The organism is Brachybacterium sp. JB7, from assembly GCF_003335205.1.
GTDB lineage: Bacteria > Actinomycetota > Actinomycetes > Actinomycetales > Dermabacteraceae > Brachybacterium > Brachybacterium alimentarium.
Genome location: NZ_QPGN01000008.1, coordinates 137,552 through 151,717 on the forward strand (window position 1 = coordinate 137,552; position 14,166 = coordinate 151,717).

Annotated in this window: 12 protein-coding genes and 1 tRNA gene; 4 read left to right on the forward strand and 9 right to left on the reverse strand. The window is 70.2% G+C overall.

Features of this window, described 5'->3' with window-relative positions; genetic code table 11:
- Positions 1 to 21 precede the first annotated feature (21 nt).
- The gene (locus tag CIK81_RS11620; protein WP_096196318.1) at positions 22 to 1,707 is read left to right on the forward strand and encodes a formate--tetrahydrofolate ligase; all 1,686 of its coding nucleotides are present in this window, start codon (positions 22 to 24) and stop codon (positions 1,705 to 1,707) included.
- A gap of 66 nt (positions 1,708 to 1,773) precedes the next feature.
- Here the strand turns inward: CIK81_RS11620 and CIK81_RS11625 are convergent, their stop codons facing one another.
- Genes CIK81_RS11625 through CIK81_RS11650 form a run of 6 tightly spaced genes read right to left on the reverse strand, consistent with a single transcriptional unit; the run spans position 1,774 to position 8,721 of the window.
- Entirely contained in the window at positions 1,774 to 2,379 is a 606-nt protein-coding gene (locus CIK81_RS11625; protein ID WP_096165138.1) for a monovalent cation/H(+) antiporter subunit G, read from the reverse strand.
- The gene (locus tag CIK81_RS18210) at positions 2,376 to 3,053 is read right to left on the reverse strand and encodes a monovalent cation/H+ antiporter complex subunit F (RefSeq protein ID WP_096196258.1); all 678 of its coding nucleotides are present in this window, start codon (positions 3,051 to 3,053) and stop codon (positions 2,376 to 2,378) included. The genes CIK81_RS11625 and CIK81_RS18210 overlap by 4 nt, the downstream gene beginning before the upstream one ends.
- Entirely contained in the window at positions 3,050 to 3,586 is a 537-nt protein-coding gene (locus tag CIK81_RS11635; RefSeq protein ID WP_096165143.1) for a Na+/H+ antiporter subunit E, read from the reverse strand. The genes CIK81_RS18210 and CIK81_RS11635 overlap by 4 nt, the downstream gene beginning before the upstream one ends.
- Positions 3,583 to 5,145 (reverse strand): Na+/H+ antiporter subunit D, encoded by a 1,563-nt coding sequence (locus CIK81_RS11640; RefSeq protein WP_096165146.1) that lies wholly within the window; start codon positions 5,143 to 5,145, stop codon positions 3,583 to 3,585. Before CIK81_RS11640 ends, CIK81_RS11635 begins: the two co-directional genes overlap by 4 nt.
- Complete coding sequence (locus tag CIK81_RS11645; protein WP_096165149.1) at positions 5,142 to 5,798, reverse strand: Na(+)/H(+) antiporter subunit C; 657 nt, start codon at positions 5,796 to 5,798, stop codon at positions 5,142 to 5,144. Before CIK81_RS11645 ends, CIK81_RS11640 begins: the two co-directional genes overlap by 4 nt.
- Positions 5,788 to 8,721 (reverse strand): Na+/H+ antiporter subunit A, encoded by a 2,934-nt coding sequence (locus CIK81_RS11650; RefSeq protein WP_114355731.1) that lies wholly within the window; start codon positions 8,719 to 8,721, stop codon positions 5,788 to 5,790. Before CIK81_RS11650 ends, CIK81_RS11645 begins: the two co-directional genes overlap by 11 nt.
- A gap of 127 nt (positions 8,722 to 8,848) precedes the next feature.
- On the opposite strand from CIK81_RS11650, the gene CIK81_RS11655 reads away from it, so the two are divergent.
- A complete protein-coding gene (locus tag CIK81_RS11655) occupies positions 8,849 to 10,240 on the forward strand; it encodes an MFS transporter (RefSeq protein WP_114328522.1) in 1,392 nt (463 codons plus the stop codon).
- Between the two features lie 129 nt (positions 10,241 to 10,369).
- Here CIK81_RS11655 and CIK81_RS11660 read toward each other — a convergent pair whose 3' ends face one another.
- Positions 10,370 to 11,197: a hypothetical protein gene (locus tag CIK81_RS11660; protein WP_114355732.1), complete on the reverse strand. Its 828-nt coding sequence runs from the start codon at positions 11,195 to 11,197 to the stop codon at positions 10,370 to 10,372.
- Positions 11,194 to 11,787, reverse strand: coding sequence for a dCTP deaminase (dcd, locus tag CIK81_RS11665; RefSeq protein WP_096196262.1), 594 nt, complete (start codon positions 11,785 to 11,787; stop codon positions 11,194 to 11,196). Before dcd ends, CIK81_RS11660 begins: the two co-directional genes overlap by 4 nt.
- Positions 11,788 to 11,938: 151 nt before the next feature.
- Here dcd and CIK81_RS11670 point away from each other — a divergent pair.
- A tRNA-Gly gene (locus CIK81_RS11670) sits at positions 11,939 to 12,009 on the forward strand.
- Positions 12,010 to 12,416: 407 nt separating this feature from the next.
- Positions 12,417 to 12,992: a TetR/AcrR family transcriptional regulator gene (locus CIK81_RS11675; RefSeq protein WP_114355733.1), complete on the forward strand. Its 576-nt coding sequence runs from the start codon at positions 12,417 to 12,419 to the stop codon at positions 12,990 to 12,992.
- Positions 12,993 to 13,207: 215 nt separating this feature from the next.
- Here CIK81_RS11675 and CIK81_RS11680 read toward each other — a convergent pair.
- On the reverse strand, positions 13,208 to 14,166 hold a 959-nt coding region (locus CIK81_RS11680), incomplete at its 5' end, for a sodium/proton-translocating pyrophosphatase (protein ID WP_346218058.1).

Below are 14,166 nucleotides of genomic sequence, written 5' to 3' on the forward strand. Positions count from 1 at the left end.
AGCCGACCCTGGAGGACAATGATGTCTGCCGAGAACCCTGACCTCGCGATCGCCCAGGCGGCGACCCTGCGTCCCCTCACCGAGATCGCCGAGGCGGCGGGGATCCCGCTCGAAGCCCTCGTGCCCTATGGCAGCACCAAGGCGAAGGTCGACGTCCGTGCGGTGCCCGCTCCCGCTGCCGACGCTCCCCGCGCGAAGCTGGTGCTGGTCTCGGCGATGTCGCCCACCCCGGCGGGCGAGGGCAAGTCGACCACCACCGTCGGCCTCGCGGACGCCTTCTCCCAGAAGGGGCTGCGCACCATGGTCGCGCTGCGGGAGCCCGCGCTCGGGCCGATCATGGGCATCAAGGGCGGTGCGACCGGCGGCGGCCACGCGCAGGTGGTGCCGATGGAGGACATCAACCTCCATTTCACCGGGGACTTCCATGCGATCCAGATCGCCAACAACACTCTCGCCGCGCTCGTGGACAACCACATCCACCAGGGCAACCAGCTCGGCATCGATCCCCGCCGCATCCAGTGGAAGCGCGTGATGGATGTCAACGACCGGGCCCTGCGCCAGATCGTCGTGGGTCTCGGCGGGCCCACCCAGGGCGTCCCGCGTGAGGACGGCTTCGACATCGTCGTCGCGTCCGAGATCATGGCCATCCTGTGCCTCGCCTCGGATCTCGCCGACCTCCAGGAGCGGATCGACCGGATCGTCGTCGGTTTCACCTACGACCGCTCACCCGTGAGCGTCGCGGATCTCGGCGTGGGCGGCGCGATCACGATGCTGCTCAAGGACGCCCTGCTGCCGAACCTGGTGCAGACCCTCGGCGGCACCCCGGCGCTCGTGCACGGCGGGCCCTTCGCGAACATCGCCCACGGCTGCAACTCCCTGGCCGCGACGCGCCTGGCCCTGTCGCTCTCGGAGATCACGGTGACCGAGGCCGGCTTCGGCTCCGACCTCGGCGCGGAGAAGTTCCTGGACATCAAGTCGCGTCTGGGCGGCCTCACCCCGGACGCCGCCGTGGTGGTCGCGACCGTGCGGGCGCTCAAGCTGCACGGGGGCGTCGCCCAGAAGGACCTCGAACGAGAGGACGTGGCGGCGGCGCTGGCCGGCACGGAGAACCTCGCCCGGCACGCCGAGAACCTGCGCAAGTTCGGTCTCGAGCCCGTGATCGCCCTGAACCGCTTCCCCAGCGATACCGAGGCCGAGCTCGACGCGATCCTGGACTGGGCCCGGCAGCAGGGATTCCATGCCGCGCTCAGCGAGGTGTGGGCGCTGGGAGGCGACGGCGGCCTGGCGGTGGCCGACGAGGTGCTCGCCGCGATCGACTCCGGGCAGGGCCCCGGTTTCCATCCCCTCTACGATCCGGCCGACGGCCTGGAGGACTCGTTGCGCACCCTGGCGCGGGAGATCTACGGGGCCGACGACGTGGTGCTCGAGGGGCGGGCACCGGCGCAGCTGCGGATGCTGCAGCGCAACGGCTGGGACACGCTGCCGGTGTGCGTGGCCAAGACCCAGTACTCGTTCTCCGACGATCCGACGCTGCTGGGCGCGCCGAGCGGTCATGTGCTGCACGTGCGCGATCTGGTGCCGAAGATCGGGGCGGGCTTCGTCGTCGCCCTGACGGGAGCGATCATGACCATGCCGGGGCTGCCCAAGGAGCCTGCGGCACTGCGCATGGGCGTGACGGAGGCCGGGGACTCCGTCGGCCTGTTCTGAGCGGTCCCGGAAGGGCGCTCGGCGAGTGTTCGGACGGGCGACGGGCTCAGCCGGGCTCGGCCGGGCTCAGCGTCGAGGGGTCCGCTCCACCCGGGAGTCGCGCTCGGCGACCGACTCGGCCTCCCGCTCGGTCTCGTCCTCGAGGTCGATGTCCAGCAGAGCGTGGTCGACCTCCTCCGCGCCTTCCTCCGGCTCCTCCCAGTTGCGGTCGGTGAGGGCGCCCTCGGTGGTCTCGACGATGTTCTCGGGGAACTCCTCCGCCCCGTCGAAGGCCATGCCCTCGTGCTCGTCGTCCACGTCATCGAGGAAGCCGCCCTCCTCGTCGTCATCGCCGGTCGACGTCGCCAGGCGCGGGCTCAGCTCATCGATCGCGTAGTCGCCGCCGCGGATGAACCCTCGCCGGAAGGCCGCGCGCCCCACCATCACGCTCGCCACCGGAACGGTGATCATCTGGGCGAGCAGCACCACCAGCAGGAAGCCCGCGAGCGCCCACGATCCCACCACCAGGGACACCCCGGTGAACACCAGGATCAGGCCCAGCACCTGCGGCTTGGAGGCGGCATGGATGCGCATCAGCACGCCGTCGAAGCGGTTCAGGCCCACCGCTGCGACGGCGGCGAGCAGCGTTCCGGCGCCGATCAGCACCGCCGCGATGATCTCGACCACGCTCATCGTGCGCCTCCTGTTCCGTCCGTCGGCCCGGAGCCGCGGTCCGGGGGTCCCTCGTGGCCCGAGTGCCCTTCGTGCTCCGGCGTTCCTTCGAACTCCGGTGCTCCCTCGTGGCCCTCGTTGCCCGGGCGCCCCTCGTGCTCCGCAGACCCCTCGCGGTCCGAGGTTCCCTCGTGCTCCGGGGACTCGACGTCGCGCGGGGTCTCCTCGAAGCCGAAGCCCCTCTCGAAGTGGTCGTGCGTCTCGGTCACCGGGTAGATCGCGGGCTCCGCCTCGAGGTCGACCTCGATGGTGTTGATCGGCTCCGTCGAGGTCGGCGAGCGCTGGGTCCCGTCGTGATCCACGTGGATCGCATCCAGCGGCCCGGTGCCGGTCCCCGGCTCCCGGCTCGGCGTGCTGCCGTTCGAGGCCGGGGTCTCGCGGCTCAGGAAGCGGGCGAAGGTCACCGTGCCCACGAAGGCGAGCCCCGTCAGGCTCAGCATTGCCGGGCCCGCCCAGTTCTCCTTCGCCCACGCCGTGTACAGCGCCATGCCCAGCACGACCAGCACCACCAGCGAGTCCGTCGAGACGGCGCGGTCCAGGATCGTGGGGCCGACCACCATGCGGTAGACGACGCCGATCGCGGTGACGGAGAGGATCGTCCCGTAGACGATCAGCATGATCTCGAACGGTGTCACAGCAGACCAGCCTCCTCGAGCACTTCTCGGCGGGCGACCGCACGCAGCAGCCGCACCTCCTGCTCGCGGACCTGGCGGCGAGCCTTCTCCGCCTCCTCGGGGGTGCCGGTGCCGATGGTGTGCAGGAACAGCATCCCGGTGGCGCGCTGCGCCTCGACCACCACGGACCCCGGAATCAGGGTGCACAGCACGCCGGTCGTGGTGAGGAAGAGATCCGAGCGGGAGGCCATCTTCACGGCGATCACCGAGCTGGGCGGCTGCGGAGCCGGACGGATCGCGTACCAGCCCACCTCGATCGCGGACGCGCACAGGTCGTACAGGAAGCGCAGCAGGAACAGGACGAACCGCACCGGGCGCACGGTGAGCTCGTGCCCCAGCGGGGGCATCGGGAACAGCACGAACACGAAGATCGCGGCGACCAGTCCGCCCAGCACGTTCTTCAGGTCGATGCCGCCCCACAGCAGGCACCACAGGGCCACGGAGACCAGGATCCAGACCCACGAACGGGCCAGCTCCACCACTCGACGTCTCATCGGTCCTCCAGCCTCTCGCCGCCGGGATCGATGCGGTAGACCAGATCGTCGGCGGCGTCGTCCCCGAGCACGGAGCTCACATAGGGCGTGCGCTCGAGCACCGAGGCGGCCGCTTCGTTCGCATAGGTCATGATCGGCCCGGCCAGCACCGTCAGCAGCAGCGAGAACGCGATCATCGCGGCGGTCGCGCCGGTCATCACCCGCGGCATCGCGACCTCGCGACGGATGATCTCCTCGCTGGGCTCCTGCCAGAAGGCACGGTTCCAGATCTTCGCGATCGCGTAGAGCGTCAGCAGGCTCGTGATCACGCTGATGGCGATGAGGATCCAGCCCGAGGCGCGGTCGTACTCGATACCGGCCTCGATCAGTCCCACCTTGCCGATGAACCCGGAGAACGGCGGGATCCCGGCGAGGTTCATGGCGGGGATGAAGAAGAGGACCGCGATCACCGGTGCGAGCTTCGCGAGCCCGCCGAGCTTGATGAGGTTCGTGGTCCCCCCGCGGGTCTCGATCAGCCCTGCGCCGAGGAACAGGGTGGACTGGACGGTGATGTGGTGGGCGACGTAGTAGATGGTCGCGCCCATGCCCAGCTGCGTGCTCATCCCGATGCCGAACAGCATGTACCCCATGTGGGAGACGAGCGTGAAGGACAGCACGCGCTTGAGGTCCGTCTGCGCGACGGCGCCGAGGATCCCGATGAAGAGGCTGAGCGCCGCTGCGGCCAGCAGCAGGTTCTGGATCTGCGACGCCGGGAACAGCAGGGTCTCCAGGCGCAGGATGGCGTAGATGCCGACCTTGGTGAGCAGGCCCGCGAACACGGCCGTCACCGGCGCGGGCGCCGTCGGATAGGAGTCCGGCAGCCAGGCGCTCAGCGGGAAGATCGCCGCCTTGATCGCGAACGCGACCAGCAGCATCAGCTCGAGCATCATGCGGGTGCCGGAGTCCAGTCCGTCCAGGCGCACCGCCAGCTCGGCGAGGTTCACGGTGCCGGTCGCGGCGTACACCGCGGCGATCGCGGCCAGGAAGATGATCGAGCTGAGCAGGGAGACGATCACGTAGGTGGTGGCCGCGCGGATGCGGCTGGCCGACCCGCCGAGGGTGAGCAGCACGTAGCTCGCCGCGAGCAGCACCTCGAAGCCCACATACAGGTTGAACAGGTCCCCCGCGAGGAACGCCATCGACACCCCGGCCACCAGCGCCAGATACGTGGGGTAGTAGATGGCCAGCGGGGTGCGTCCGGCTCGCTCGTTGACCTCCTGGGCGCTCGAGTACACGAGCACGGCCAGCGTCACGAAGCTCGAGACCACGAGCATCAGCGCGGTGAGCCGGTCTGCCACCAGCACGATCCCCAGCTGCGGGGTCCAGTTGCCGATCTGGAGGACCAGCACGCCCTCCTGGGTCACGTGATAGCCCATCACCAGCGCGACCGTGAGGATCGCGACGAGCGTGAGGATCGACAGGCCCAGCTGCACGCGGGCATGGTGACGCATCAGCAGGGTGATGGCGGCGCCGCCCAACGGCAGCATCACCGGCAGAGCGAGGAGGAGTTCGATGTTCACGGTTCCCCCCGTCCTGCGGTGTCGTCGCGGTCCGGTTCCGTCCCGCGGCCGGTGCCGGGGGCGTCGGCGGCAGGGTGGTCGCGCTCGCGGCGGCGCAGCCCGGGCCGGCGCGCCGGTTGCCCCTCGTCGGCCTCGGTGGCGTCCTGCGGGACGTCCTCCGCGCTGGTGAGGTCGGAGCCGAGCTGGTCGTCGTCCTCGGCCGGGGCGAAGCCCTGGGAATGCATGAGGGCACCGCGCCGGGACTCCTCCGACAGCGCCTGCGACCAGGACAGCTTCTCCGTGTCCTCGGTGCGCCGACGACGGCGGCGCAGCACCCGACGGTCCTCGACGTCGTCCGGGACCTCGTCGTGACCGAACAGCTGCCAGGCGCGGTAGGCCAGGGCCATGCCGAACGCCGTGATGCCCAGGGAGATCACGATCGCGGTGAGGACCATCGCGAACGGGAGCGGGTCGGTCATCTCCGAGGGGTCGCCGCTGCCCTCGAACGGCGGCTTCCCGGGTGGTCCCGCAGCGACGATGAACAGCAGGTTCACCCCGTTGCCGACCAGCACGAAACCGAGGACCACTCGAGTCAGGGTGCGCTCGAGCACGAGATACACACCGCAGGCGATGAGCACCCCGGCGGTCAGGAGCAGGGTGAGACTAACCGGCATCCGATTCCACCTCCTGCTGCTGGTCGATCTGAGAACCGAGGGTCCTGAGGAAATCGAGGATGACGCCGACGACCACGAGGTACACGCCGACGTCGAAGATCAGTGCGCTGGGGAAGTGCAGCTCCCCCAGCAACGGGACCTCCACCACCGGAGTGGCGGTGGAGAACACGTTGCCGCCCATCAGCACCGGGAGCACTCCCGCGGCGACGGCGATCGCCATGCCCGTGCCGAGCACGAAGCCGGCCTGGACCGGCGCCGCCTCGGAGAGCTCGTAGCGGCCTCCGGCGAGATAGCGCAGAGCCAGGGCGAGCCCGGCCACGAGGCCGCCGGCGAACCCTCCGCCGGGGAGGTTGTGCCCGGCCATCAGCAGGTACAGCGAGAACATCATCATCAGCGGGAACGCGATGCGGGTGACGACCTCGAGGATCACCATGCGCCGCTCCGGGGCCAGGGTCAGCCCCGCGGAGAGCCAGGTGCGCCACCTGTTGCCGCCGCTGACGTCATCGGGCCGGGCATCGAAGTCCAGCGCGTTCTGGGGCAGGGCGGAATCGTTGCGCCGACGCCAGATCGAGGTGCGGGAGTCGAGGTCCCGCACGCGGGAGATCGTCTGCTCGCGCCGGGTGACGAAGATCAGGGAGGCGACGCCCGTGGCGACCACGAGCAGCACCGAGATCTCGCCCATCGTGTCCCACACGCGGGCATCGACCAGCGCCACGTTGACCACGTTGTGGCCACCGCCGATGGTGTAGGCCGTCTCGATGAGACCAGGTCCGAGCGGCTCGAGGTAGCGTGCGTCGGCCGCGTACAGGGCCGCCCCGCACAGCACCACAGCGGTCGCGATCGCGATCGCCCAACGACCCCAGGCGCCGATCCGCAGGGGCCGGCGCGAGAAGTGGGTGGGCAGGCGTCGCAGCACCAGCACGAGCACCACCGTCATCGCGGTCTCGACCAGCACCTGGGTGGTGGCAACGTCCGGCGCCCCGGCGGCCAGGAACAGGATCGCCACGGCGTAGCCGGTCACCGAGATCAGGAAGACCGCGCGCAGGCGGCGCCGTGAGCGCGCGGCGCCGAGCGCCGCGAGCGCCGCCACGGGCAGGATGATCAGCTCGACCGGATGGTGGAACAGCACCAGGTTGTCCGGCACCGAGGACTGCGAGACCGCGATCGGGGTCACCAGCAGGATGAGCACCAGCAGCATCGTGCCGAGCGTGTAGGGCAGGGAACCGCGCTGGAACAGCGGGGTCACCGCGATGGAGACGGAGTCCACCGCACGCATCACGCGACGGAAGCCGCGCTCGGCGTCGATCCGGTCCAGCACCTCGTCGTTCGCCCAGGTCTGCGGGGACACCTTCTTCTGGAACCTCGCGAACGGCTTCGCGAACACGCACAGCAGCGCACCGACCCCGAGAGCGACCACCGAGGCGAGCAGCGGCACGCCCAGGTGCGGGACCACCGCGAGGTGGACCTCCTCCCCGGTCTCCGGGAGCACCGAGGAGAAGCCGCGCAGGATCTTCTCGAGCGGGGAGGCGAGCACGACGAGCACCACGGAGAACAGTGCGACCGCGGCGGGCGGCAGCCAGAACAGCACCGGGATGCTGGGCCGCTCGACCGGCGGGGCGCCCGGCGCGGTGCCGAAGGACCCGTGCGCGAAGCGCCAGGAGTAGGCGACGGTGAGGATCGACCCCGCGACCAGAGCGATCAGCAGCAGGCGGTGCCAGGGCTCACCGTTCCACAGCGCGGTGAACAGCGCTTCTTTGGCGACGAAGCCGAACAGCGGCGGGACCGCGGCCATGGAGGCGGCCGAGACGATGCCGATCACCGCGACCATCGGGGCGACCTTCCCGACCCCCGAGAGCACCCGGAGGTCACGGGTCCCGAACTTCTTGTCGATGATGCCCACCACCATGAACAGCGGTGCCTTGAACACGGCATGGGCGATCAGCATCGACAGCGCCGCCAGCAGCGCGTCATGCGTGGCCAGCCCGGCGACGGCGGAGAGGAATCCGAGCTGGGAGACGGTGCCGTAGGCGAGCAGCAGCTTGATGTCCGTCTGCCGCAGGGCGCGCCAGCCGCCCAGGATCATCGTCGCCGCACCGAACCCGGCGATGACCATGCTGAGGGCTTCCATGTGGGTGAGCGCAGGACCGAACCGGAGGATCAGGTACACGCCGCCCTTCACCATCGCCGCGGCATGCAGGTATGCGGAGACCGGGGTGGGCGCGGCCATCGCGCCGGGCAGCCAGAAGTGTGTCGGGATCAGCGCGGACTTCGACATCGCCCCGGCCAGGATCAGCAGCACGGCGACCACCAGGTACGGCCCGGCGTCGGCCCACATCGAGGAGGCCAGGATGTCCGAGAGGTTCAGCGATCCGGCCTGCGCCCCGATCATCAGCAGGCCCACCAGCATCGCCAGTCCCCCGGCGGTGGTGGAGATCAGCGCGTTCATCGCAGCACGACGGGAGGACTGCTTGTCCTGATAGTGCCCGATGAGCAGGTAGGAGAAGACGGTGGTGAGCTCCCAGAAGGTGTAGAGCACCATCACGTCGTCGGCGAGCACCATGCCGATCATCGCGCCCGCGAAGGCCGTGAGCACGCCGGCGAAGCGGCCGAGCCCGGGCTCGGTGTCCTTGAAGTACCGCGCGCAGTACAGCAGCACGATCGCACCGATCGAGGTCGCGATCATCGCCAGGACCCAGCTCAGGGGGTCCAGACGGAAGCTGAGGTGGATGTCGAAGGCCGGGATCCAGGGGACGGAGACCTCGAGGGGGTTCTCGGCCAGCCCGCGAGGATCGATCGTGGCCAGCCAGGCGGCAGAGGCCGCCGGCACCAGCGCGAGGAGGAAGAACGCAGAACGGCCCATCGCCCGCACCAGGACCGGCCCTATGAGTGCCGCCCCCAGATGGGCGAGGAGCATCGTATACATGCACGTCTCCGTCCATCGAAGCAGGGAAGGGGCCGTGAACATCTTACGGGAGATATGGCGTCCGAATCTGAGCGCCTTCTCGCATTCTGCATCGGAATACGGGTCGTGTGCTCCGTAGAGTGAGCACATGGCCCTCCCTCCCCCGGGCGACCCGGTCGCGCCCTCCCCCTCCTCCGCTCCGCCCCGTCGGCGCTCCGTCGTCTCCTTCGCCCTGTGGGACGGAGGGATGTCGGCCTTCAGCTCGGTGATCCTCACGTTCGTGTTCGCGACCTATGTCGCCAGCGCCGTCGCCTCCGAGGGCGTCGTAGGCGAGGACGCGCTCAAGGCCGCGCAGGATCACGGCTCGCAGGTGCTCACCACCTGGCAGTCGATCGGGGCCGTCGCGATCGCGCTGCTCGCCCCGCTGCTGGGCAATCTCGCCGACCGCGGCGGGGTGCGCAATCTGCTGCTGCGGCTGTCGACGCTCGCCACGGTGGTCGTGGTGGCGCTGATGCCGCTGGTCGCCCTCGACGCCGACTACCTCGTTCTCGGCGCTGCACTGATCGCCCTCGCGGTCGTGTTCAGCGAGCTCGCCGGCGTGTTCGTGAACTCGGTGCTGCCGGAGATCTCCACGCCGGAGAACCGCGGGAAGGTCTCCGGGACCGCGTGGGCGGTGGGCTATTGGGGCTCGATCGTCTGTCTCGGCCTGGTGCTGGTGCTGTTCGTGATGCCCGGTACGGGTCTGCTCGGGGTCACCGGGGACGACGGCTGGAACTACCGGGCGATTCCCCTGTTCGTCGCGCTGTGGATCCTGGTGGGCACGCTGCCGCTGATGATCTGGACCCCGAAGCATCCGCCGTCGGCGCCGGGTGAGCGGTGGACCCCCTGGCAGGGATACGCCAGCATCGGCCGACGGGTGGTGCGCGCCTTCCGCGAGGAGCCGGTCATGCTGCAGTACCTGGTCGCCTCGGCGATCTACCGCGACGGGCTGGGCGCCGTGTTCTCCATCGCCGGCGTGCTGGCCGCGAACGCCTACGGCTTCGACACCGTCCAGATCATCATCTTCGGCATCGCCGCGAACCTGGTCGCCGGCATCGGCGTCTTCCTCGGCGGGCGGCTGGACGACCGTCGGGGCACGCGGTTCGTGATCATCCTGGGATGCCTCGGCATCATCGTGCTGGGCCTGGTGGTGCTGATCTTCGGCTCCACCCTGGTGTTCTGGATCGCGGGCCTGGCGATCTGCCTGTTCGTCGGCCCCGTGCAGTCCGCCTCCAGGAACCTGCTCACGCGCCTCTCGCAGCCGGGCCGGGAGACCGAGAACTTCGGCCTCTACGCCACCACCGGACGCGCGCTGGGCTTCCTGGGCACCGCCGCCTTCGCGGCGACCGTCGCGATCTCCCACGACACCCGCACGGGAATCCTGGGGATCGTCATCGTCATCGCGCTGGGACTGGTCGCCTTCGTGCCGATCAAGCTCGGCGACGCCGGGAGGCCGACGCCGGCGCGCTCCGCGCCGACAGCGGAGCCGACGACCCGCTGACGGGCCCGGGGCTCGGGACCGGCCGACGGGGTCGACGGGACCGATCAGGACTCAGGCGAGGTCAGCGGGGTCGACGGGGCCGGTCTCGACTCAAGCGGGGTCGGCGGGGTCGCCGAGGTCGACCCGGACTCAGGCGAGGTCGGCGGGGTCCACCAGGAAACCCTCGAGGTCGACGACGTAGCCGCCGACCGTCTCGGTGAGGAGCCCGGCGATCAAGCCGATGCGGCGATAGGCCAGCGACCAGCGCTCGGCCGTCTCCGCATCGGGCACCTCGATCGCGTCCTCCTCGTCGTCCCTCGGCACGTGGACGAGCTCGTAGTCGACCGCACCGTCGAGCCAGGCGACGGCGTCCAGTGCGCTGTGGCGACTGCTGCGGGAGACCCGCACGACGATCTCGTCGCCGTCACCCAGCGGGATCGTCGCGCTGTATCCGGTGCGCGGGGTGCCGTCGGCGACCTGGTCGAGCTCCGCCTCCGGCTCCAGCGGAGCGATCAGCTCGGCCAGAGATTCCGGGGCGAGCGCGTGGGGGCTGACCACGATGAGGTCGCGCAGATGGAACGGATGGGGTTCGAGGCGGACGCCGTCGTCGGTCACCACCGCGCCGTACAGGCGGCGGGCCAGCGACCACACGAGGTCCAGTGCACGCCGCTCGACGTCGAACGGCATGCCCTCGGGGAACGCGCGTCCGTAACCGTGGGAATCGCCCATCCCCTCGGGAACGGGGTCCTCGCGCACCCACGGGGTCTCGATCGTCCAGCGGCCCGCGCCGCGCGGGGACGGGTCCGGGACGAGGCGGGTGTCCTCACCCGTCTCGAGGGAGCCGTCCTCGGAGAACTCGGCTCCCGGGCGCACATTGCGCACCATCGCCAGCACGTCCTGCGGGTCGGTGTCGCGCGGCAGCTGGAGACGGTGACCGGTGCGGGCAGCCGGCTCCGCGGAGTCGACGACGTCGCTCATGAGCCCTCCTGAACGGGAATCACGGTGCGGTGGAAGTTCTGGGAGGAGCGAGAGGGCGTGGGCCCGCGCTGCCCCAGGTAACGATTGAGGTTACCGGCACTGCCGTACGGATTGTCCGAGGCGCTGGAGAGCTTGAAGAAGCAGAGCTGGCCGATCTTCATCCCGGGCCACAGCGCCACGGGGAGGGTCGCCATGTTCGAGAGCTCCAGGGTGATGTGCCCCTGGAAGCCGGGATCGATGAATCCGGCGGTGGAGTGGGTGAGCAGGCCCAGCCGGCCCAGCGAGCTCTTGCCCTCCAAGCGCGCGGCGACGTCGTCCGGGAGCGTGATCTGCTCATAGGTGGAGGCCAGCACGAATTCGCCCGGATGCAGCATGTACGCCTCCTCCGGGTCGACGACGACCTCACGGGTGAGGTCCGCCTGCTCCGTGGCAGGGTCGATCATCGCGTACTTGTGATTGTCGAAGAGGCGGAAGAAACGATCGATCCGCACGTCCACGGACGCAGGCTGGATCATCTCCTCGTCGAAGGGTTCGAGGCGCACTCGCCCGGCATCGATCTGGCCCCGGATGTCATGATCGCTCAGCAGCACGTCGCCCAGCCTAACCGGCGCCCGCCGGGGACACGGCATCACGCCCCCTGGCGAACTCGGTTCGCGCACGTCCTTCCGCTCAGGTACGATGGTCGGCGTCCGCTCGGGCAGTCCGGATCCACCGTGATCCTGATCGGCCCCAGGGCGCTTCGCGGGTGTAGTTCAATGGTAGAACTTCAGCTTCCCAAGCTGATAGCGCGGGTTCGATTCCCGTCACCCGCTCTCTGAGAACCGTCGGCCGTGGGCCGACGGTTCTTCTTGTTCCGGGCCCCGCCCCCGGGCCCTCGTCTCAAGCCCTCCCAATCTCTCGCGCCAGGCCCCCGTCGGCCGCTCGCTCGCGGCCGCGCGTCCACCTCCGCGCCGGCCGCGCGCTCACCCTCGCCGGGGCGCGCGTCGGCCCGCCCCGGGCCCCGTCGACCCTCGCCCAGCCGCTTGCTCAAGGGTCCCGTCGGCCGTTCCACGGGCTCTCCCCGGCGCCCCGCTCCGCCGCCCGCCGGACCTGCTTCAGCGCCCTCGTTCTCCGCCCGGACACGGATTCGGCCCCGATTCTGCTGCCGATGCAGGCCACGGAGGAGATCTGCACCTCAGGACAGTGGCACCCGGATTCTGTCGAAGTGTAAGAATGCGTCATGCCCAAGATCATCGGAGGGTCGCTCGAGGAGCACCGAGAACGCACGCGGGAGAAGATCTTCACCGCGCTCGCCGAGCTGCTCGAGACCCAGGACTTCGAGACGATCACGTTCTCGAAGATCGCCACAGCCGCCGGCGTGGGACGCACGGCGATGTACAACCACTTCCCCGACCGCGAGACGCTGCTGGTCGAGTACGCCCTGCACGAGACGGCGGACTACATCACGCAGCTGCGCGCCGGGGTCAGCGAGTCGGCCACCCCGCGTGATGCCGCGCTCGCCTACGTGCGCACCCAGCTCGAGCTGAACGTGTCGTTCCACATGCCTCAATCCACGGGCAAGGGCCAGCTCACCGAGAGCGCCGCGACACGCATGCGCGAGCATGTGCTGCTGATCGAGGAGGTGCTGCAGCGCATCATCAGCGACGGCGTCGACAAGGGCGACTTCGCGGCCGACCTCGACATCTCGGCGACCGTGCGCATCATCAACTCGCTGCTGGTGGGGTCGACGGCGCGCCGTCTCTCCCGCGAGGCCCTCGAGGACTTCGTGCTGCGAGGCCTCGGCGCTGAGGTCTGAGGTCTGTCTGAGGACTGAGCTTGAGCGCTGCGAGCTGAGTGCTGAGAGCTGAGAGCTGAGAGCTGAGAGCTGGAGTCTCAGCCCGGAGCGGAGAAGACGCGCACCACCGACGACGCCCCGGGGACGATGCCTGCCGGCATCCTCCCCGGGGCGCTTCCCGTGGGCGTCGCGACGCGCGCCCGCAGCTCAGTCGGGCCCGCCGGGCCTGCTGGGGCCTACTTGCGCTTCTTGCCCCGCCTCTTGCGGCCAGAGCCGGCCGTGGCGCCCTTGCTGCGCGCGCTCCCGTCCTGGTCCTGAGAGCTCTGCGAGCGCGTGGACCGTGCGGTCTTCGAGGCCGCCAGGGGCTCGGCGCTCTCGTCCTCGACCTCCCAGTCCATCGCGTCCAGGCTGTCGGTGGGCTCCTCATCCGGGCGGGAGAACAGCGGCTTCGCGATCTCCCCCTCGCCGTCCTCGAGGTCGACCTCGGGAGCGGTCGCGGCAACCACCCAGCAGGTCAGCGCGATCACGAGCGCGACGACGGCGATGCCCCAGCGCAGGAAGGCGCTGGTGTCATCGGTGAACATGCCCGCGGCGGAGCTGACCATCAGCGCGGAGACCAGCGAGCTGGTGAGCATGAGCGGGAGGGCCACGGAGCCGATCGCGGAGCGCAGCGCCGCGGTGAGCACCGCGCCGCCGAGCGCCCCGGAGTGGCCCCAGGAGCCCGCGCCGCCGTAGCGGCCGTGCCCGATGATGGCCGACGCACTGGCGAGCGTCGCCCCCGCGCCGAGCGACCACAGGCCGAGCGCCGCGGCGGACAGCACCGCGCCGAGGACGAAGCCGGGCAGGGCCGCAGGGCCCAGACCGAACGCCGCCACGAGCGGCATGGCGACCACCACGACCATGGCTGGCAGCGCGGCCCGGCGCACCGTCTCGGACAGCTCGTCGAAGTTCACGGCGCTGCGCTTCTCGAGGAAGGCCGCCCGGGTCTCGACCACCGCGGACGCCCCGAGCCGGCGGGACCCGTCCAGCAGGGAGGCGGTCACCAGCAGCACGGTGACCGCACCGAGGCCCACGCCGGCCAGCACCGGCAGCGAGAGGGGCGTGAGCGCGTGCAGCGCACGGTCCTCCCACAGGGTGGCGGCGCGGGGCGCGCCCTGCAGCGCGGTGACCACCGGCAGGAGGGCGGGCAGGGCGA